Annotated in this window: 11 protein-coding genes; 7 read left to right on the top strand and 4 right to left on the bottom strand. The window is 59.5% G+C overall.

Features of this window, described 5'->3' with window-relative positions; all coding sequences use genetic code 11:
- Window positions 1–25: 25 nt before the first annotated feature.
- Both AC07U6_RS05785 and AC07U6_RS05790 read right to left on the bottom strand, forming a co-directional pair.
- Window positions 26–313 (bottom strand): putative quinol monooxygenase, encoded by a 288-nt coding sequence (locus AC07U6_RS05785; protein WP_494762800.1) that lies wholly within the window; start codon window positions 311–313, stop codon window positions 26–28.
- Window positions 314–417: 104 nt separating this feature from the next.
- The gene (locus AC07U6_RS05790) at window positions 418–1074 is read right to left on the bottom strand and encodes an MgtC/SapB family protein (RefSeq protein ID WP_494762799.1); all 657 of its coding nucleotides are present in this window, start codon (window positions 1072–1074) and stop codon (window positions 418–420) included.
- Window positions 1075–1260: 186 nt separating this feature from the next.
- Here AC07U6_RS05790 and AC07U6_RS05795 point away from each other — a divergent pair, with 186 nt between their 5' ends.
- Window positions 1261–1527, top strand: a complete 267-nt coding sequence (locus AC07U6_RS05795; protein ID WP_494762798.1) for a putative hemolysin — start codon at window positions 1261–1263, stop codon at window positions 1525–1527.
- A gap of 35 nt (window positions 1528–1562) precedes the next feature.
- On the opposite strand, the gene AC07U6_RS05800 is transcribed toward AC07U6_RS05795, so the two are convergent.
- Entirely contained in the window at window positions 1563–2549 is a 987-nt protein-coding gene (locus tag AC07U6_RS05800) for a 2-hydroxyacid dehydrogenase (protein ID WP_494762797.1), read from the bottom strand.
- 194 nt (window positions 2550–2743) lie between these two features.
- Between AC07U6_RS05800 and AC07U6_RS05805 the strand changes: the two genes are divergently transcribed.
- The 3 genes from AC07U6_RS05805 to AC07U6_RS05815 are packed head-to-tail and all read left to right on the top strand — an operon-like array spanning window position 2744 to window position 5883.
- Window positions 2744–5374, top strand: a complete 2631-nt coding sequence (locus AC07U6_RS05805; RefSeq protein WP_494762796.1) for a YdbH family protein — start codon at window positions 2744–2746, stop codon at window positions 5372–5374.
- Window positions 5358–5549: a YnbE family lipoprotein gene (locus tag AC07U6_RS05810; protein ID WP_494762795.1), complete on the top strand. Its 192-nt coding sequence runs from the start codon at window positions 5358–5360 to the stop codon at window positions 5547–5549. The genes AC07U6_RS05805 and AC07U6_RS05810 overlap by 17 nt, the downstream gene beginning before the upstream one ends.
- 10 nt (window positions 5550–5559) lie before the next feature.
- Window positions 5560–5883: a YdbL family probable chaperone protein gene (locus tag AC07U6_RS05815; RefSeq protein WP_494762794.1), complete on the top strand. Its 324-nt coding sequence runs from the start codon at window positions 5560–5562 to the stop codon at window positions 5881–5883.
- Window positions 5884–6013: 130 nt separating this feature from the next.
- Here AC07U6_RS05815 and AC07U6_RS05820 read toward each other — a convergent pair whose 3' ends face one another.
- Complete coding sequence (locus AC07U6_RS05820; protein ID WP_494762793.1) at window positions 6014–6619, bottom strand: FMN-dependent NADH-azoreductase; 606 nt, start codon at window positions 6617–6619, stop codon at window positions 6014–6016.
- Between the two features lie 232 nt (window positions 6620–6851).
- On the opposite strand from AC07U6_RS05820, the gene hrpA reads away from it, so the two are divergent.
- The 3 genes from hrpA to AC07U6_RS05835 all read left to right on the top strand — a co-directional run.
- A complete protein-coding gene (gene hrpA, locus AC07U6_RS05825) occupies window positions 6852–10751 on the top strand; it encodes an ATP-dependent RNA helicase HrpA (protein ID WP_494762792.1) in 3900 nt (1299 codons plus the stop codon).
- Window positions 10752–10986: 235 nt separating this feature from the next.
- Window positions 10987–12702 (top strand): ShlB/FhaC/HecB family hemolysin secretion/activation protein, encoded by a 1716-nt coding sequence (locus AC07U6_RS05830; protein ID WP_494762791.1) that lies wholly within the window; start codon window positions 10987–10989, stop codon window positions 12700–12702.
- 14 nt (window positions 12703–12716) lie between these two features.
- On the top strand, window positions 12717–21779 hold a 9063-nt coding region (locus tag AC07U6_RS05835), incomplete at its 3' end, for a two-partner secretion domain-containing protein (RefSeq protein WP_494764790.1).

A 21779-nucleotide genomic window follows, 5' to 3' on the forward strand; every position in this document is an offset into this window, starting at 1 on the left:
GTTTTATATCTGATCGAAAGGCCGATTAAATTTTGGTAATCACCGGCGGCACGGCGAGCAGGGATTCAACGCTGGCAATCAGTTTCAGGAAATGCGGCTGCTTTTCATGTTCTTCGATAGCCGCGTGGCTTTTCCAGGTTTCATGGAACAGGAAGGCGTCCGGGTTTTCTACGCTGCGGTACAGATCGTAATGCACGTTACCGGCTTCCAGGCGGCTGGGTGCCACACAGGGATTCAGCGCGTCAAATAACGCATCGCCTTTGCCCGGCTTAGCGGAAAAAGTGGCGATAATCAGTACGGATTTCTCGGTCATTATAATTTCCTTTAAAAGACAACGTTGCTGGCGCAGAACCAGCTGCGAACAGGCATGGCCCTAAGAGTAACCGTTCCAGCTATTTTTGCCATGAGCATTTATGGCTAATGAATTTCCAGCGACTGTACGCCGTTTATCTCCAGCAGGACGTCATACATTTTTTCCAGTGCCACTTTTCGTGACAATGTCACCTCCACCATCATTTCGCATAATCCTGTTTCACCGTCGCGATTAGTGAGGATCACTTTACCGGTGCGCACCTCGCGGTGCTGAAGGGCAATCAACACCAGCGGCACGCTTTTCGGTTTAAGCTGAAAGATCAGGGTGAGGTTGCGTCCGATAAACCGGTAGCTGATGCGACGGAAGGTTTCCAGCACCACCAGTGCCAGTAACGTGCCGTAAATGCCGATCTCATACATGCCGCTGCCGATCACTAAACCAATAGCCGCCGTGACCCACAGCCCGGCGGCGGTTGTCAGTCCTTTGACAATCTGCTTTTGAATGATGATGGTGCCAGCCCCCAGAAAACCCATACCGCTGACGACCTGAGCGGCGATCCTGCTGGGGTCCAGCTCGATATGCGAGGCCGCCAAAATATCGTTAAAGCCATACTTAGACACGATCATAAACATCGCGCTGCCCATCCCCACCAGCACGTGGGTGCGCAGCCCGGCTTCTTTCGAGCGCAGCTGCCGTTCCATGCCAATCAGACCGCCCAGCGCACCGGCGAGGGCGATGCGCAGTAATAAGTCGAGAACCACTTTCTATCCTCCTGTATTATTTAGACTTTCCTTGAGTTTTTCTTTTCGATTGTAAATTAAGACCGGAGGGTATTGATATTTTATCAATTTTGATTTTGTAAAATTGGATGACAGCTATCGACCTGCCGCAAAACCTGGCATATGCTGGCTGGCACCTTTGACCCTTCACCGATCGGAGTTTACACAATGAAAGCAGCCACTTTTTTGCTTGCAGCGGCAACGCTGGTGCTGTCGGCCTGTAGCAGCGACAACGAACCGCCACAGCAGGCAACCGCCGCACACGTCCCGGCAAGAGTACAGATGGCCGATCTGGCAGCAAGTAATTGTGAGAATGCAGGTGGAACGCTGGCGCTTTCGTGGCAGCTGGATGGCTCTTCGGTAGGAATGTGCCAGCTGGCGAACGGGCGCCGCTGTGGCGAGAGTGCATTACTTAACGGCACCTGTGCCCGTTAAACCCCCGCCTGTCGGCAGCGGGGGCGATCGTTGGGTCAGAGCTGGTTAGCGCAGGGCTCGCCTTTTTCCAGTTGCCGCAGATTTTGTAGTGTGGTCTGTGCGATGCTGGTCAGCGCTTCGGCGGTCAGAAACGCCTGATGGCCGGTAAACAGCACGTTGTGGCAGGCGGAGAGACGGCGGAAAACGTCGTCCTGAATCACGTCGTTCGACTTATCCTCAAAGAATAAATCCCGCTCGTTCTCGTAAACATCCATCCCCAGCGCGCCAATCTTCTGTTTTTTCAGTGCGTCGATGGCCGCCTGAGAATCGATCAGTCCGCCGCGGCTGGTATTAATAATCATCACGCCATCTTTCATCTGCGTGAAGGCACTCTCGTTAAGCAGATGATGATTCTCCGGCGTCAGCGGGCAGTGCAGGCTGATCACGTCCGACCGGGCAAACAGCGTTTTCACATCAACATATTCCGCACCCAGCTCCAGCACCAGCGGGTTAGGATAAGGGTCGGAAACCAGCAGGCGCATGCCAAATCCCTTAAGGATGCGCAGGGTGGCGATGCCGATCTTACCGGTGCCGATCACACCGGCGGTACGGCCATGCATATTAAAACCGATCAGGCCTTCCAGCGAGAAGTTGGCATCGCGGGTGCGCTGATAAGCGCGGTGAATGCGGCGGTTCAGCGTCATCATCATGCCGACGGCATGCTCAGCCACCGCTTCGGGTGAATAGGCCGGCACACGAACGACCTGCATTCCCAGCTCTTTGGCCGCATCGAGATCCACGTTGTTGAACCCGGCGCAGCGCAGCGCGATAAACTTCACCCCTAGTTCCGCCAGCTCTTCCAGCACCTTACGGTTGCCGTCGTCGTTGACGAAAATACACACGCCGTCACATCCCGTGGCGTTCTTCGCGGTACGTTCAGTCAGCAGGAAGTCGAAAAATTCCAGCTCGAAACCGAAATCCTGATTCACCTGTTCCAGGTATTTCCGGTCATACTGTTTGGTGCTGTACACCGCAAGTTTCATCGTTTTAGTTCCTTTTTCCACTGCAGAATGAATAGCTTCAGTTTATCAACTATTCTCACCTGGGGGAGAACCGGATAGTGGCTACTGCTATAAAAAGCAGCAGAATCACCGCTAAAGGGTGAAAAACTTCACGATAAGGCGATTCCATGCCATCATTTCGTTGATAATCACGGACCGAACAGGATTTTGCTGCCATGAACAGGGGTTGGAAACGTGCGCTTGCCGCGCTGCTGGCAGCGATCCTGCTGCTGACAGGACTTTTACTCACGGTAACGCAGTGGCTACCCAGGTTGGCAGGGCTGTGGCTGCCGAACGATACCACCATTTCCCTTGATGGCGTGCCGCGCTGGCAGCACGGTGCGCTGAGTCTCCCCGGCGTTCACTACAGCATCGGCGGCTGCGAACTGGTGGCGGTGAAAAACGTCTCGCTCAGCTACCGCCATCAGCGCTGGCTGGCCGACGCTGACAGCGTGATTATCGACAGCGAGTGTGCGGCCAAACTCCCGGCCGGTGACCAGCAGGATGCCCCCCGCACGTTGGCCGACTGGCAGCAGATGTTGCCCGGTGCCAGCGTGACTATCCGCCAGCTGACCCTCAAACCCTGGCCGCAGTGGGCGGGACAACTCCAGCTCAATTTTGAACCCGACAGCCAGCAGCTGCGCTACTCAGGCGATAACCTCTCTTTGGAGGCTGAACTGCGGCAGCAGCAGCTGACGCTCAAAACCCTGACCGTACAGGCACCGGGTATCCCTCAGCCGGTAACGCTTGACGGCACGCTGACGCTGCCGCGCGTTCCCGATGCGCTGCCACAAAGCGGCGTGCTGCACGGCAACCTGGCGCTGGAAGCCATTGCGGAACCGCTGAGCGTGCAGCTGGACTGGCAGCAGCAGAGCGGCACGCTTAGGGTCAGTGCGGCGAATCAGCCACGGCCGCTGCTGGAGCTGCCGTGGCAAATCTCCCCGCAGAACATTCAGATACAGCAGGGCAGCTGGAGCTGGCCGTGGGGCAGCCAGCCGCTCTCTGGTGGGATCTCGCTGCTGGCCGAAGGCTGGCAGCAGGGGCTTGAGGCAAGCCGGCTCAGCGGTCGTCTGAATCTGCTGACCTCCGGGCGCGGTGGCAAAGGCAATGTGGTGCTGTCGCTGGGGCCGGGGCATCTTGACTGGCAGCAAAGCAGCCTGCCGCTGCGGCTTAATGGCGAAAGCAAACTTGACGCACTGCAGTTTTACGCCAGCCTGGTGGGCGAACTTCGTGGACCGCTGGTCGATCCGCAGTTGGCGATGCTGCCCGGTGCGCTGCTGCGAATGAAAGGCCGGCTGCTTTCGACGCTGGAAGTGGATGAAGCCCGCTGGCCACTGGCCGGGGTGAAGATTTCTTCCGCCGGTATCGAGGGTCGCCTGCAGGCGATACTCAGCGCGCACGACGTGCAGATGGGAAACTTCCGCCTGCACCTTGACGGTCGCGCCAGCGATTTCTGGCCGGATAAAGGCGAATGGCACTGGCGCTACTGGGGTGACGGACGGCTGAAGCCGCTGGCAGCGAAATGGGATGTGACGGGCACCGGGCGCTGGCAGGATTCGCTGATTGAACTCTCCACGCTATCCACCGGCTTCGACCGTATCAGCTACGGCAGCGTTGAAATGACTGCGCCGCGCCTGACGCTGGTGAAACCGGTTGGCTGGCAGCGCGATGAGCAACACGCTTCCTTTAACGGTGAACTGGCGTTAAAGGCGCGGGAAACCCGCTTCAGTACCGGGGGGTATCTGCCGCCGTCAACCTTAACTCTGGCGGTTAAGGGCCGCGATCCGACCGCATTTCTGTTTAACGGTGCATTACAGGCGCAAAAAATCGGACCGGTGCAGGTGCGTGGCCGCTGGGACGGCGAACGCCTGCGCGGCCAGGCCTGGTGGCCGGAACAGTCGCTGCGGGTATTTCAGCCGCTGCTCAGCCCGGATCTCAGACTGTCGATCCAGAGCGGCACACTGAAGGCGCAGGTGGCATTTTCTGCCGCCGCCGATCAGGGGCTGAAGGCCGGTGGTCACTGGCTGGTCCGCAACGGACGCGCGCTGCTGCCGGATAATGAATTTAACGGCGTGGATTTCTCGCTGCCGTTCCGCTTACAGCCCCACCGCTGGTACTTTGGCACCCACGGCCCGGTTTCGCTGCGCATTGGCGAGATCAAAAACCAGTTTACCATGCAAAATGTCACCGCCGATCTGCGCGGCTGGTATCCGTGGAGCGAAGCTGAGCCGCTGAGCCTGAGCAACGTCAGCCTTGATATGCTGGGCGGTACGCTGAGCCTGGACCGCCTGCAAATGCCACAGACCGAAGCGGCAAAAATCCGCGTGCAGCATCTCGCGCTGTCACAGCTGATTACGGCGATGAAGCTTAAACAGATTGCCCTGTCCGGCCATATCAACGGCGAGCTGCCCCTGTTCCTCAATAACAGCCAGTGGCTGGTGAAAGACGGCTGGATCGCCAACAGCGGACCGCTGACCGTGCGCATGGATAAAGACATGGCTGATGCCATCAGCAGCAATAACATCGCTGCCGGTGCCGCTATCGACTGGCTGCGCTATATGGAAATTTCCCGCTGCTGGGCAACGCTTGACCTCGATAACCTCGGCTGGATGAGCCTGACGGCAAAAGTTGACGGCACCAGCCGATTTAGCAACCGCGATCAGCGCGTTGCTCTCAATTATTCCCAGCGGGAAAACCTGTTTCAACTCTGGCGCAGCCTGCGCTTTGGCGATAACCTGCAGTCCTGGGTGGAAGACAACGCTACCCTGCCGCCACAGAAGGAAAAACGTGATGAAAGCCCTGAATAGCCTGCTGATGGCTGGCGCGATGCTGTCGCTGTGCGGATGTGTTCCGCGCATTGAAGTGGCGGCGCCGAAAGAACCGATCACCATCAATATGAACGTTAAAATCGAGCATGAAATTCATATCAAGGTCGATAAAGACGTGGAAGCGCTGTTAAAAAACCAAAGCGGTCTGTTCTGAGGATAAAACGATGAAACTGCTGAACAGAGCACTACTGCTGGGCTGTCTGCTGATGTCTTCCGCTACAATAGCGCTGACGCTTGACGAAGCGAGGCAACAGGGCCGGGTGGGCGAAACGCTTAACGGCTATATCGCCTCCAGACAGGCTGATGCGGAAACTCAGACGCTGGTAAAACAGATCAACGAAGGCCGCAGCAGGCAGTATCAGCTGCTGGCAGAGCAGAATAATATGACGGCGGCCGAGGTGGCCAGAATCGCCGGGCAGAAACTGGTAACGCGGGCAAAGCCGGGGGAGTATGTGCGCGGAATTAACGGTCAGTGGCTGAAAAAATAACTGTCATAAAGGCACTATCGTAGCGAAGACCTTTCCGTAGTTAAGACACTATCGAGCCGAAAAAAAACGCGATGCACGGGGCATCGCGTTGACATTTCACGACCGGCGGCAGAGCATCGGTGGTTTACAATCAGGCTGCAACGATTTTAGAGATAGCGTCTTTCGCATCGTTAGCGGCTTTCTGCGCCACTTCCGGACCGTAACCGATACCTTCAGCGAACACGAACTGCACGTCGGTCATGCCCAGGAAGCCCAGGAAGAGGGTCAGGTACGGGGTCAGCAGATCGTTCGGGGTATCTTTATGGATGCCACCGCGGCTGGTCAGAACCACCACTTTTTTACCTTTCACCAGGCCTTCAGAACCGTTTTCGGTGTAGCGGAAGGTGATACCTGCACGGGCAACCAGGTCAAAGTAGTTTTTCAGCTGGGTAGGAATGTTGAAGTTGTACATTGGTGCAGCGATAACGATGGTGTCGTGCGCCTGCAGTTCTTCAATCAGTTCGTTGGACAGTGACAGCGCTTCCTGCTGGCGGGGAGACAGTCCAGCGTCGGAAGGGCGCAGCGCGCCAACCAGCTCACCGTCCAGCACCGGAATTGGGTTTGCAGCTAAATCGCGGATGGTGACTTCATCGCCAGGATGAGTGGCTTCCCACTCTGAGACCAGATGATCGGCCAACTGGCCTGACTGAGAATAACCGGCGAGGATGCTTGATTTCAAAACGAGTACTTTGCTCATGTCCTTATTTCCTGTTAAGTCGCGGAAAGCTGTCCGCCTGATGTGAAACACTCTACTGCGATATGTTGGTGAGTGTAAGTGCGAGTTTTTGTTATCAATGTTCGAAAATATTGAATAAGAATAGTCGCGCAGGTCAAACGCTAAGTTCTTGTCTGTGCTACTATGCGCAAAATTTTTTTATCACAATACATCCATGTTGTCGGTTAACCGCGCAATAAAGTGAGTTTGACCTATGTCTGATACACCACAATCTGCCCTGACCGCGTTCTGGCCGCGCCTGGACTCGCTGATGCTGCGCGACAGCCAGCGCCTGCAGCGTCGGCTGCACGGGGCAAAAAAGGTTAAAAGCCCGGCTTCACTACAGGCGATTACCGAAGAGCTAAACCAGGAATTTACCGCCGCCGAGCTGCGCATTGCCCAGCGCCGTGCCGCCGTGCCGCGCATTAACTACCCTGAAAATTTGCCGGTCAGCCAGAAGAAGCAGGACATCGCCAATGCCATCCGCGACCACCAGGTGGTGATTGTCGCCGGTGAAACCGGCTCGGGGAAAACCACTCAACTGCCGAAAATTTGTATGGAGCTGGGGCGCGGCATTCGTGGCCTGATTGGTCACACCCAGCCGCGTCGCCTGGCCGCGCGCACCGTTGCCGACCGCATTGCTGCCGAGCTGGAAACCTCGCTGGGCGGCTGTGTGGGTTATAAAGTTCGCTTTAACGATCAGGTCGGGGACACCACGCAGGTGAAGCTGATGACCGACGGTATTCTGCTGGCGGAAATCCAGCAGGACCGCCTGCTGATGCAGTACGACACCATCATTATTGATGAGGCGCACGAACGCAGCCTGAACATCGATTTTCTGCTTGGCTATTTGCGCGAGCTGCTGCCGAAGCGCCCCGATTTGAAAGTGATCATCACTTCGGCGACCATCGATCCGCAGCGCTTCTCACGCCATTTCAACAACGCGCCGGTGATTGAAGTCTCCGGCCGCACCTACCCGGTGGAGGTGCGCTATCGCCCGGTGGTGGAAGATGCCGACGATACCGACCGCGATCAGCTGCAGGCGATATTCGACGCCGTTGACGAACTGGGGCTGGAGAGCCGGGGTGATATTCTGATCTTTATGAGCGGCGAGAGAGAAATTCGCGACACTGCCGACGCGCTGATGAAGCGCGATCTGCCGCATACCGAGGTGCTGCCGCTCTACGCGCGCCTGTCGAACGCCGAGCAGAATCGCGTCTTCCAGTCGCACGTCGGGCGGCGCATTGTGCTGGCCACCAACGTGGCGGAAACCTCGCTGACCGTGCCGGGCATTAAATACGTGATCGACCCGGGCACGGCGCGCATCAGCCGGTACAGCTTCCGCACCAAGGTTCAGCGGCTGCCGATTGAACCGGTATCGCAGGCGTCAGCTAACCAGCGTAAAGGGCGCTGTGGCCGCGTCTCCGAAGGGATCTGTATTCGTCTGTACTCCGAAGATGATTTCCTCAGCCGCCCACAGTTTACCGACCCGGAAATCCTGCGCACCAACCTGGCCTCGGTCATTCTGCAAATGACTTCGCTCGGGCTGGGTGATATCGCCGCCTTCCCGTTTGTGGAAGCGCCGGACCAGCGCAATATTCAGGACGGCGTTCGCCTGCTGGAAGAGCTGGGAGCGATCACCCTGGATGATAATCAGCACTATAAACTGACCTCATCCGGTCGATCGCTGGCTCAGCTGCCGGTGGACCCACGCCTGGCGAAAATGGTGCTGGAAGCGCAAAAATACGGCTGCGTGCGTGAGGCGATGATTATTACCTCCGCGCTGTCTATTCAGGACCCGCGCGAGCGTCCGGCAGATAAAAAGCAGGCATCGGACGAGAAACATCAGCGATTTGCTGACAAAGAGTCGGATTTCAACGCCTTTGTTAACTTGTGGAACTATCTGCAGGAGCAGCAGAAAGCGCTGTCATCCAGCCAGTTCCGCCGCCAGTGCAAGCTGGACTACCTCAACTATCTGCGCGTGCGTGAATGGCAGGATATCTATACCCAGCTGCGTCAGGTGGTGCGTGAACAGGGCCTGCCGGTCAACAGCGAACCGGCACCTTTCCGTGAAGTGCATACCGCGCTGCTGACCGGCCTGCTGTCGCATATCGGACAGAAAGACAGCGACAAGCAGGAGTACACCGGCGCGCGCAATGCCCGCTTCGCCATCTTCCCCGGTTCCGGGCTGTTTAAAAAGCCGCCGAAGTGGACGATTGTGGCCGAGCTGGTGGAAACCAGCCGCCTGTGGGGGCGCATTGCCGCACGCATTGAGCCGGAGTGGATTGAACCGCTGGCGCAGCATTTGCTTAAGCGCAGCTACAGCGAGCCGCACTGGGAGAAAGCGCAGGGCACGGTTATCGCCGTCGAGAAGGTGACGCTTTACGGACTGCCGATCGTCGCGGCCCGCAAGGTCAACTACAGCCAGATCGATCCGGTGCTGTCGCGCGAACTGTTTATCCGCCATGCGCTGGTGGAAGGCGACTGGCAGACGCGCCACGGCTTCTTCAAAGCTAACCTTAAGCTGCGTGAAGAAGTGGAAGAGCTGGAACATAAATCCCGCCGCCGCGATATTCTGGTGGATGATGAGATCCTCTTCGAGTTCTACGACCAGCGTATTTCGCACGACGTGGTATCCGCCCGCCATTTCGACAGCTGGTGGAAAAATACCAGCCGCGCGGAGCCGGAGCGGCTGAATTTTGCTAAAGAGATGCTGATACGCCAGGGCGCGGAGAACGTCAGCAAGCTGGATTACCCTAACTTCTGGCACCAGGGTAACCTGAAGCTTAAGCTCAGCTACCAGTTTGAACCGGGCGCGGACGCCGACGGCGTGACCGTTCACGTGCCGCTGCCGCTGCTGAATCAGGTGGAAGAAAAAGGCTTTGAGTGGCAGATCCCCGGGATTCGTCGCGAGCTGGTTATCGCGCTGATTAAATCGCTGCCGAAGCCGTTACGCCGTAACTTTGTTCCCGCCCCAAACTACGCCGACGCGTTCCTCGGCCGCGCTGAACCGCTGGCGCTGCCGCTGCTGGAATCGCTGGAACGCGAATTCCGCCGCATGTCCGGCGTGACGCTGGACCGTGAAGCCTGGCAGTGGGATCAGGTGCCCGAGCATCTTAAAATCACCTTCCGGGTGATCGATGAAAACAACCGTAAACTGGCGGAAGGTAAAGGCCTGGATGCGCTGAAGCTGCAACTGAAGGGTAAAGTGCAGGAAACGCTGTCGCAGGTAGCCGACGACGGCCTTGAGCAGAGCGGTCTGCATATCTGGAGCTTCGGCGATCTGCCGGACCACTTCGAGCAGAAGCGCGGCAGCTACAGCGTGAAAGCCTGGCCGGCGCTGGTGGATGAAAAAGACAGCGTGGCCATCCGGCTGTTTGACTCGCAGCACGAACAGCAGAAAGCGATGTGGCGTGGCCAGCGTCGCCTGCTGCTGCTGAACGTGCCGTCGCCGATCAAATACCTGCACGAGAAGCTGCCGAACAAGGCCAAGCTGGGGCTGTACTTTAACCCGTACGGCAAGGTGCTGGATCTGATTGACGACTGCATCGCCTGCGGCATTGATAAACTGATTGCCGAACACGGCGGCCCGAGCTGGCAGGAATCCGGCTATACCCGGCTGCACGATGTGGTGCGCGCCGAGCTGAACGACACGGTGGTGGAGATCGCCAAAATGGTCGAGCAGATCCTCACCGCGGTGTTCAACATCAACAAGCGGCTGAAAGGGCGCGTGGATATGACCATGGCGCTGGCGCTTTCCGATATCAAAGCGCAGATGGGCGGGCTGGTTTATCGCGGTTTTGTCACCGGCAACGGCTGGAAAAAGCTGGCGGACACGCTGCGCTATTTGCAGGCGATTGAACGGCGCATGGAGAAGCTGGCGGTGGACCCCCACAGCGACCGCGCCAGGATGATCAAGGTGCAAAACGTTGAGCAGGCGTGGAACACCTGGTTTAACAAACTGCCGCCGCAGCGGCGCGACGATGACGACGTGCAGGATATTCGCTGGATGATTGAAGAACTGCGCGTCAGCTTCTTTGCGCAGCAGCTGGGCACGCCGTATCCCGTTTCGGAAAAGCGGATTACCCAGGCGATGGAACAGCTCGTCGTCTAGTCATTAAAGGGAGAGCGATCGTGATGGCGATCGCTCTCGTTACGTTTGCCGGGTTTGAATCTGCTTAACGTTGTGCGACCGCGCACGAGACGGCTGATGCAAATGGATACTATTCAGCTGCCTGGCTTATGGATAAATTACGATTTTATGGGTGTTTTGCGCTCCGTACAGGTTTCACAAACCTAAATACATTAATACTTGTTCAAGTTTGTTGTACTCAATGGAGCTGTAACTTTTGGCAAGGATCGCAAATGCCCCTCGGTGTCGCCATATTATTCTGGCGACGCTTTCTGTTATCACCTGTTTTCACTCCACCGCTCAGGCTGCCCCGTTTATCGATCAGCATCAGCAGCACATTAAAACCCAGCAGTCGGCGAAAGAGGCGCAGTTAACCCCTGATGCGCCGGATATTACCCTGTCTGAACAGCAGCAACCCGACGCCGAAGGCCCGTTTCCACAGGAAACGCCCTGTTTTCCGATTAACCACGTTCAGCTGATGGGCAGAGAGGCCTTTCCGCACTGGTTTCCGGCACAGCGGGTGGCCGACGGCGCGAAAGGGCACTGTCTTGGCGTTAAGGGCATCAACCAGCTGATGAGCCGGCTGCAAAACCGGCTGGTCGATCGCGGCTGGGTAACGTCGCGGGTGCTGATCCCCGAGCAGGATCTCAGTAGCGGAACGCTAATCGTTGCCCTTGTGCCGGGTATGATTCGCCATATTCGCTATGCCGACGGCTCCAATACACGCGCCGTGCTCTATACCTCGATTCCCGCCCGTGAAGGCGCACTGCTGGATCTGCGCGATATTGAGCAGGGGCTGGAGAATCAGCAGCGCCTGCCGACGGTACAGGACAATATGGAGATCGTTCCCGGCGATAATCCCGGCGAAAGCGATGTGATCATCAGCCGACAACAAAGCAAAATCTGGCGGGTTAATCTGTGGGCCGATGATTCCGGCACGAAGAGCACCGGGCGCTATCAGGGCGGCGCCATGCTGGCGCTGGATAATCCGTTCGCCCTCAGCGATCTGCTGTACGTTTCCGCCAGCCACGATCTCGGTTTCAAAAGCCACGAACAGAGCAAAAATATTAACGGCCACTACTCGCTGCCGTTGGGCTACTGGCTGTTTGAGGTCAACGCCGGGCAGTACAACTATGTGCAAAACGTGGCGGGATTCAATGGCGACATTCGCTATTCGGGTAAGAGTAAAAACCTGAACGTTGGCCTGAGCCGTGTGATCCAGCGCAACGCCAGCGGCAAAACGACGATGCGCAGCAGCGTGCTGGTTCGCGAGATCCGCAACTATATCGACCGCACCGAAATTGAAGTTCAGCGCCGGCGCACCAGTGCCTGGCTGCTTGGGCTCGATCATCGTCATTACTTTGGCGACGTGACCGTTGACGGCGGCGTCAGCTTCCAGCGTGGTACCCGCTGGTTTGGCGCGCTGCCCGCTTACGAAGAGCACTATGAAGACGGTTACGATGCCACCGAAAAAAGTAAAATCCTCACCCTTACGGCGGGCCTGAACTGGCCGTTTACGGTGGGAAATCAGAACTTTTCTTACCAGGTTAACTACCTGCAGCAGGCCAGTTCTACGCCGCTGACCTCGCCGGATCAAATCGCTATCGGAAACCGTTGGACGGTGCGTGGTTTTGATGGCGAACGCACCCTCAGCGCCAGCCGCGGCTGGTACGTTCAAAATACCCTGGCATGGCGTACACCGCTGCCGCAGCAGGAGTTTTATCTCGGCGCCGATTACGGCGAAGTGAGCGGCCGTAGCGACGGCTCCACGCTGCTGGGGCACCAGCTGGCGGGCGGCGTGGCAGGTCTGCGGGGCAGTATCTCCGCGCTCGGAGCCAGCTACGATGCCTTCAGCGGCATACCGATCTATAAGCCACAGGGTTTTAAAACCGACCCGGTAACCTTTGGCTTCAGCGTCAGCTGGCAGTATTGATACAGGGATGAATCATGAACAAACACTGTTACCGCATCATTTTTAATCGCGCCCGTTGCATGCTGGTGGTTGTTTCCGAGCTGGCCCGCTGCCGCGGTGGCGATACGGCGCGAGGTCCGGGCGGCATTGCTCCCTGCGTGGCCGTTCTGCGGCCTCTTACCGTGGCGTTATGGCTGGCCGGGGGACTGGTCAGCGCCGCGCAGGCGGGCACGATTACCGCCGATCGCGGTGCGCCCGGCGGGCAGCGACCAACCGTACTGCAAACCGGTAACGGCCTGCCGCAGATCAATATTCAGACGCCTAACGGCCAGGGACTTTCCCACAATAAATACAGCCAGTTTGACGTTGGCGAACGGGGGGCGATTTTAAATAACAGCCAGCACAGCACCCAGACCCAGCTGGCCGGTCAGGTCGCGGGTAACCCGTGGCTGGCTAAGGGATCGGCCAAAGTTATTCTCAACGAAGTCAACAGCATGAACCCCAGCCAGCTCCACGGTTTTGTTGAGGTGGCGGGCAAGAAAGCGGATGTGATTATCGCTAACCCGGCAGGGATCACCTGTAGCGGATGCGGTTTTATTAACGCCGGGCACAACACCCTGGCGGCCGGGCGCGTACAGATGAAAAACGGCCAGGTGGCGGGCTATGACGTCGATCGCGGGCGGATCACCATCAGCGGCGGCGGTATGGACGGCAGCCGTCAGGATTATACCCATCTGATTGCCCGCGCGGTGGAGGTGAACGCCCGATTACAGGCGGGCGATCTGCAGGTGACTACCGGCCGTAACCAGACGGATGCCGACGGCAACGTCGTGGTGGTGAAAGCAGACGATGCTGAAGGCCGGCCGCAGTTTGCGGTAGACACGTCGTCGCTGGGCGGCATGTACGGCAGGCGCATCACGCTGGTGGGAACCGAGCGGGGCGTGGGGGTGCGCAATGCCGGGGAAATCGGCGCGATGCAGGGAAAATTCACTCTCAATGCGCAGGGGAAAATCGCCAACAGCGGCACGCTTTATGCGCAGCAGGATCTGGCGCTGAAAACAGCCCAGCTCGATAACCAGGGGCATATCTCGACCGGCAGCAACCTGCAGATTGCCAGCCAGGGGGATGTGACGAATAAGGGGACGCTCAGCGCCGACGGTCATCTGCAGCTGGACAGCGGCGGACGGCTCCACAGCCAGGCCGGATCGGCGCTGACGGCGGGCGGTAACGCCAGCGTCACCGCACGGAGCATAGAAGCGGATACCGGCAGCGTGATGGGCGCGGGGATCGACGGCAGCGGAAAAGCAACGCGTCGCGGGCAGCTGACGGTCAATGCGGAACAGCGGCTTGCCAGCCACGGCACGCATCTGAGCCACGACGGCTTTATCGCCTCTGGCCGCGATGTGGATCTCTCCGGTAGCCAGAGCCGGGCGGCAACGGTTGCCGTGACCGCCCGTGAAGGGGATATCAACGCTGACGATGCGCTGATTGACGCACGGCAGGCCACGCTGAGCACGGCACACACCTTAACCACGCGGCGGAGCGCCATCGCTGCGGATCAGCTGAACATCCATGCGGCTGAAAAAATCGATAACACGGATGGAGCCCTGATCTCGCGCGGCGAGCAGGGCATGGCGTTGAACAGCCAGCGGATAAATAACCGCGGCGGCACGCTGGCCAGCGCCGGGGACTTTTCCCTCAGCAGCCATTTTCTGGACAATACCGGTGGCGAGCTGGGCTCCGAAAACGGCAGCGTGGTAATCCAAAGCGATGATATCAGCGGCGCGCAGGGCAAAATTCTTGCGGCTAAGGATCTGACGCTTAGCGGCCAGCAGATCCTGCTGGACGGTGGCCTGACGCAGGGGCGGCAGGTTCACGTGAAGGGAACAACGCTGTCGATGCAGAACGTCCAGCTGCTTCAGACCGGCAAAGGTGAGATGCAGATTCAGGCGACCGGCAATCTTAACGCTCGTGAAGGCGCGGTTGAGAGCGCGGGGGCCATCGATCTGCGTGCGGGCAGCCTGGACAATAGCCGGGGACGCATTGCAAGCAACGGTCAGCTTCGGGTGGCGACCGGTCAGCTTGATAACGCTTCAGGCACGCTGATTGGCGAGTATCTTGACGTCCGTGCGGACGCGCTGAACAATCGCGGGGGAACCCTGGAAGGGGGAAGCGGGCTGACGCTGGCTGCTTCCTCGCTGGATAACACCGCCGGACGCATCGCCACGCCGGGAGCTCTCCGCCTCGATCTGCGCGGCGGTGAGCTGATTAACGCACAAACTAACACCGACGGGCTGGGTATTCTCAGCGGAAAGGCGCTGGCGCTTAACACCGGCGACCTCAATAACCGGGAGGGCAAGCTGCAGGCGCAGAGCCTGGATCTCTCCGCCGCTCATATCGACAACCAGTCGGGTGTGCTGGCGGCCAGCGACCGGCTGAGCCTGAACGGCAGCTCACTGGATAATACGCAGGGCATGGTAAGTGCCGACGAAGGGGTGGCATCGCTGACGCTGACCGGCCAGCTGATCAACCGGCTGGGTACGCTGCAAAGCCAACAGGCGCTGACCCTTCAGGCCGCCTCGCTTAATAACAACGGCGGCACCGTACTGTCGGCTACGGCGCAGATTATCGGCCAGGTCAGCGGCGCGCTGACTAACCTGGCGGGAAACCTGCTGGCAGGCACCTCGCTGGAGCTGCATGCCGGATCGGTTGATAACCAGCACGGGGTTATTGCTGCTACCAACGGAGACAGCTCCCTGAACACGGCGGGCCAGATTAATAACGAGGGCGGCGGTATTGAAAGCAGCCAGCGCTTAACCCTGGATGCCGCGAGCGTAAAAAACAGCCAGGGCCAGCTGCTGGCCGGTGACGCGATGCAGATTGCCACCCGCGAGCTGAACAACGCGGGCGGGCTGATTCAGGCCAGCGATGCGCTGGATATTAACACCCACGGTGGGGTGCTGATTAACGCCGATACGCTCACCGAAACCGGGGGTATCCGTGCCGGCGGTGCGTTGACGCTGAGCGCAGGCAATGTGGATAACCATAACGGTTTACTCAGCGGCGAGACATTCACTGGCCAGGGGCTGGCGTGGAACAATCTTGCCGGGGAGATCGACAGCCTGCATACACTGAACCTGAGCGGAACCACGCTCGGTAACGGGCGGGGGCTGATTAGCGCCGGAGACGGTGACTTAACGGCATCGCTCACGCAGGCCCTCGATAATCAGCAAGGCACGATGCAGAGCAGCCAGGGCCTGCACGTTACGGCCTCAGCGCTGAAGAACGACGGCGGTTCTCTGCTGGCGGCGGGCGGCAGCGCCAGCGTGAAGGTGCAGAACGCGTTGACAAACCGGCAGGGAAAACTGCTGGCGAAAGACGATCTGCTGCTGAAGGCTGACAGCATTGATAACGGTAACGGCCAGCTGGCGTCAACCAGCGGATCGTTAACCCTTTCAGCCGGAACCCTGAACAATCAGCTCGGCAGCCTGGCGGCGCAGAAAGATGTGCAGCTTGACGCCCAATCGCTGGACAACCGTGAAGGGACCATCACCAGCGTGGACGGTGTGCTGAATGCCCGGCTGGATGCGGGGATTGATAACCAGCACGGCGTGCTGCAAAGCGGAAATAGCGTCGCGCTTACCGGCGCATCGCTGGATAACCGCAGCGGTAAAGTGCTGGCCGTGGCAGGGAAAAATCAGATTACCGTACGCAACGAGCTGAATAATGCGCAGGGGCAGATTGTCAGCGGCGGGGCGACCGAGCTGCACGCAGCATCGCTGGGCAACCAGGACGGTGCCGTCAGCAGTAGAAACGGCGCGCTCCAGGTTAAGGTTAGCGGCGCGATCGATAATCAGCGGGGATCGCTGGAAGCCGCCGGACCGGTACAGATTAGCAGCACCAGCCTCGACAACCGTGAGGCGTCAATCCTCTCGGCAAACGAATCGCTGACGGTCAGTACCGCGCAGAGCCTGAATAATCAGCAGGGCCGCATTGCCGCCCGTAAAAACGTGACGCTGAGCGCCGACGGGCTGAATAACCAGCAGGGCATAGTGACCGCCGTTGATGAAACGCTGACGGTACACGCCGGGCAGAACCTGGACAATAGCGATGGAACGCTGCAAAGCAGCGGCGATCTGTCACTTGATTCGTTGAGCCTGACCAACGTGCGCGGAACCCTTCAGTCCACTCAGGGAGACGGGCTGCTGACGATCGCCGGTCCTCTGGATAACCAGCTGGGCAGCATTGTCGCCAGCGGGGGGCTGACCCTGAGCAGCGGCGATATCGATAACCGCAAAGGGGTGCTGCTGGCAGATTCCCTCGATCTGAGCAGCCAGCGGTTAAATAACCAGGCGGGATTAATTCAGGGCAGCGATGGCCTGCGTATTGATACCCACGGCCAGCAGCTCGACAACAGCGACACCAACGGTGAGAAGACCGGTCTGCGCAGCGGTGGTGCGCTGAATCTGATCGCAGGCGATGTGATAAACCAGGCCGGACTGATTGCCGGAAAGCTGCTGGATCTTAACCTCAAGAGCCTGAGTAACCGCGCGGGAAGTATCGGCAGCGCTGCGGGCAGCAAGATCGCCAGCGGCGCGCTGGATAACACGAATGGCGCGATCCAGTCCGGCGGCGATCTTAACCTGGATACGCACGGTGCCGATCTGCATAACCAGCAGGGAAAACTGTTGGCAGACGGATCGCTTGCCATCAACAGCGGCAGCCTGAGTAATCAGCAGGGCCTGATCCAGGGGGGCGCAGGTCTGACTGTACAGGGGAGCCGCGTTGACAATCAGCACGGCCAGATGCTCTCCGGTGCGGATCTGATGGCCCACGTGGATTCGCTGGACAACACCGATGGCCTGCTGTTTGCCGCCGGAAATGCACAGCTGGCGGTCCGGCAGAACGTGCAGAATCAGCAGGGGCTGATTAAAGCCGGCCAGGCGCTGAACCTGAGCGCCAGCCAGATTGACAATCAGCATACGCGCGGCAGCAAACAGGGCATTGAGGCGCAGGATCTGACGCTGAGCGCCGGCAGCCTCAACAATCAGGACGGTGCCCTGCGTGCGGGCGATACGTTGCAGGCCAACGTGCGCGAGCAGCTCAATAATCAGAACGGCCTGATTTCATCGCAGAACAGCCTGACCGTGGGCCAGCCGGGTTCAAAACTGGCGCTGAGCAACGCGGGCGGCGACATCGTTGCCAACGGCGATGCCAGCCTGTGGCTTGGGCAGTTTGACGGTGCAGGGCGGATCGTCAGCGGCGGCAGTCTTGGCCTGGATATCACTTCCGCTGTAAACCAGAGCGGGACGCTGGCCGCGGGTGACGATCTGACTTTCAATACCCACGGCAACGCACTGACCAACAGCGGTGCGCTGAGCGCGGGCAAGCAACTGACGCTGACCACCGGACAGCTGAACAATCAGCAGAGCGGCGACATCAATGCGGGCACGACCCACATTAACGCGTCCGGCATCCTCAATCAGGGGCTGATCGACGGTGGCGATGTGCTGTTGCGTACCGACACGCTGCACAACACCGGAACGGGGCGACTGTACGGTGACCGGCTGGTGATTGATGCGCGCACGTTGCTCAATGATAAGTCAGGGGATACGGCCGCGACAATTGCCGCCCGCGACGATCTGACGATCGCCACCGATCGGCTGAGCAATCAGGATCACGGTCTGATCTACAGTAACGGCGGGCTGAGCATCGGCGGCAGGTTGAACGCTGCGGGCGAACCGATCGGCCAGGCATCGCTGGTTGAGAACCTGAGCGCCACCATAGAGGCGATGGGCGATCTTGGCATTGACGCCGCGAAGACGGAAAACCGCGATATTCACTTAACGGTTAGCAGCGATCTGAAAACCATCTCCGTTACCCCGAACGTGCTGGAAGTTGAGATGTGCACCGGGGAAAAATGGATCGAGGGCTGCGGAAGGACGGACGGCCAGCACTACAGCTTCAAAGGGTATCTGGTTGAATTCAACAAGGACGAAACCAGCCCTGTTGCCTTTGACTTCGATCAGGACGGGCGCAGCTACGCGCTGGATGAGCAGGGTAACCGTATCACCATCGACGTTGACGGTAAGCCACAGTACATCTACCTCTGGCAGGATAACGATAAGGATATCATCCGCTTTAATCTGCCTGGCGTCTCCGGCGACGGGCGGCGATTCGACATTTTCTCCTATACGCAGAGCGTCAAAGAGCAGCAGGTCAGCGGCCAGGACAGCGCGGTGATCCGCAGCGGCGGCGATTTAACGCTGAACGGCGATCTGCACAATAAGGACAGCCAGGTGGTGGCCGGGCAGGATCTGCTGATTAACGGCAGCGTCGATAATGATGAAACCACCGTCCGGCAGGAAATCACTAAAGACGGCGTGGTTGTCAGAGCGGGTAAACGCAAGAGTCACAAGCAGACCCACTTTGAAGGGCAAGGCGTTTATCAGGCGCCGGTGCAGGAAACCGATCTGCCGCTGCATCTGACCGTTCAGCAGCAGGGGCAGGGAGCGGGTGAAGGCCGGACGATCGCCCAACAGCAGCCAACCTCCGGCGCGGGCGGGCAGGCATCGGGGCTGAACGGCCCGGAAGCGCTGGCCCGGCTCGGGCAGCAGACGCTGGTTAGCGAGGTGCCGCTGCCGTCGGGTCCGTCCGGGGATACGCAGCTGAAACCCGTGTCGGATGCCCTTTCCGACGGCAGCGGCGCTGCCGATTTGCAAATGCGGAAAACCGCAGACGGCATGACGGATGCCGCGCTTACCGGAGCAACGGACCTGACGGCCACCCCGGCGGGCAATACCGGCAGCACGCAGGACGGCGCTCAGATTGATGATACGCACAGCGGGCTGCCGGTGACGTCTCCTTCGCAGGATAACTGGGTGCTGCGCAGCGTGACCGGGCCGGTGAAATTGCCGGATAACAGCCTGTTCAGCCTGCATCCTGGCTCAGACAGCCATTACCTGGTTGAAACCGATCCGCGCTTTACCGACGGTAAGCAGGCGCTGAGCAGCAGCGCCTTCTACAGCCAGGACCAGCTGCAAAAGCGGCTGGGAGACGGTTTCTACGAGCAGTCGCTGGTGCGGGATCAGGTGATGAAGGCCACCGGCCAGCGCTATCTTTCCGGCTACAGCGACGATGAAAGCCAGTACCGGGCGCTGCTCAGCAGCGGCAAATCCTTCACCGAACGCTTTACCATTTCTCCGGGCGCGGACCTCACTGCGGAACAGATGGCGCAGGTGACCGCTGATATGGTGCTGATGGTGAACCAGACGGTCACCCTGCCCGACGGGACCACGCAGGTGGTCAGCGTGCCGAAGCTGTATGCCCGCGTGCAGGCCGGCGATCTGCAGGGCAACGGCACCCTGCTGGCGGGTAACAGCGTGCGCATCAACACCGCCGACAAGGTGATTAACGGCGGCAGCATTAACGGGCGCGAACTGACGTCTGTCTCGGCGGGCAGCCTGCTGAACACCGGCGATATCAGCGGCAACATCACGCAGCTGGTGGCCACCGGGGATATCGTCAACCGGGGCGGGCAGCTGAAAGGCGGTGACCAGCTCACCCTGCAGGCCGGAAATGATATTCTCAGCCTGACCGGCAGTGAACAGCGGGGCAGCGAGAGCTGGCGGGGCCGCCAGGCGGGGATCGGGGTGACGAACGACGGCGGCCTGCTGTCGCTGAACGCCGGTCATGATATTCAGCTGACGGCCAGCGTGGTGAGCAGTCAGGGCCGCGACAGCACCACCCGGCTGACCGCGGGCAACGATATCACCCTGGACACGGTGAAAACCGCTCACGCCACCGACTACACCCGCAACAGCGAGAACTACGACCGCACGCTGGAAAGCCGTGAGATCGGTTCCGTTATCAGCGCCGGGGGCAGCCTGCTGATGCAGGCGGGGCGCGATATGAACCTGCGCGCGGCGGATGTGACGGCAGGCGGCGACGCCACGCTGCTGGCAGGCAATAATCTGAACCTGATGAGCGGGGAGGAGACGTGGGATCAGTCCTCCCGGGCGAAGTGGACAAAACACGGGTTCCTGTCGAAAACCACGCATAAGATCCAGAGCGAGACGCACCAGCAGAGCGCGCTCAGCAGCACCGTCTCCGGCGACACGCTGAAGGTGACGGCGGGCCACGATCTGACCGCATCGGGCAGCAACCTGCTGGGCACGCACGACGTGACGCTGAGTGCGGGCAATAACCTGACGCTGACCACCGCCGCCGAGTCCGATCACTCCGCCTCGGCTGAGCAGAAGAAAAAGTCCGGCTTCGGCGGCACCGGCGGGATTGGTTTCTCGCTGGGGCATTCGTCGCAGAAACTGACCCGTGACGACAGCAGCAACGTGCAGAAAGGCAGCGTGGCGGGCAGCAGCGCGGGGAGCCTGACGCTGCAGGCGGGGAACGCGGCGGCCGTTCACGGCAGCGACCTGGTGGCCGGTCAGGATCTGACGGTGCAGGGTAAAAACGTCAGCATCACGTCGGCGGAGAACAGCCACACCTCGCTGACGAAAAGCGAGTCGAAAAGCAGTGGCCTGACGCTGGGGTTATCCGGTACGGTGGGCAGTGCGCTGAACACCGCGGTGCATCAGGTGAAGGCGGCGAAAAAAGAGGAGAGCGGTCGTCTGGCGGCGCTGAAGGGCACGCAGGCGGCGCTGACCGGCTATCAGGCCGCTCAGGCGGCGCAGCTGGCGGCGGAAGCCACAGGCAACAGCAGCGACGGCAACATCGCCGGACTGACGCTGAGCTACGGTAAGCAGAAATCGACCTCGGAGCAGCGGCAGGAAGAGCACAGCGCTTCCGGCAGTCGGCTGCAGGCGGGTCGCGATATGCATATTGCGGCGACGGCGGGCGACCTGAATGTGGAGGGCGCGCAGCTGAAAGCCGGGCAGGATATGGCGCTGTCAGCCAGCCGGGACATCAGCCTGACCTCGGGCAAAAACAGCACGCAGAGCAGTGGGCACAGCAGCAGCCACGGCGGTAGCGTGGGCGCAGGGCTGTCGGTGGGCGGTGGCGCAGCGGGGCTGAGCCTCTCGGCGAGCGCAGACCGGAGCCGGGGCCACGAGAACGGCAGCAGCCTGACGCACACGGAGACA

The sequence above is a fragment of the Erwinia sp. GW821-FHT03D09 genome (assembly GCF_059420805.1).

Excerpts from the sequence above, each read along its gene's own strand:
- AC07U6_RS05785 (WP_494762800.1), bottom strand. The coding sequence starts at position 313 with ATGACCGAGAAATCCGTACTGATTATCGCCACTTTTTCCGCTAAGCCG.
- AC07U6_RS05795 (WP_494762798.1), top strand. The coding sequence starts at position 1,261 with ATGAAAGCAGCCACTTTTTTGCTTGCAGCGGCAACGCTGGTGCTGTCG.
- AC07U6_RS05800 (WP_494762797.1), bottom strand. The coding sequence starts at position 2,549 with ATGAAACTTGCGGTGTACAGCACCAAACAGTATGACCGGAAATACCTG.
- AC07U6_RS05805 (WP_494762796.1), top strand. The coding sequence starts at position 2,744 with ATGAACAGGGGTTGGAAACGTGCGCTTGCCGCGCTGCTGGCAGCGATC.
- AC07U6_RS05810 (WP_494762795.1), top strand. The coding sequence starts at position 5,358 with ATGAAAGCCCTGAATAGCCTGCTGATGGCTGGCGCGATGCTGTCGCTG.
- AC07U6_RS05815 (WP_494762794.1), top strand. The coding sequence starts at position 5,560 with ATGAAACTGCTGAACAGAGCACTACTGCTGGGCTGTCTGCTGATGTCT.
- AC07U6_RS05820 (WP_494762793.1), bottom strand. The coding sequence starts at position 6,619 with ATGAGCAAAGTACTCGTTTTGAAATCAAGCATCCTCGCCGGTTATTCT.
- hrpA (WP_494762792.1), top strand. The coding sequence starts at position 6,852 with ATGTCTGATACACCACAATCTGCCCTGACCGCGTTCTGGCCGCGCCTG.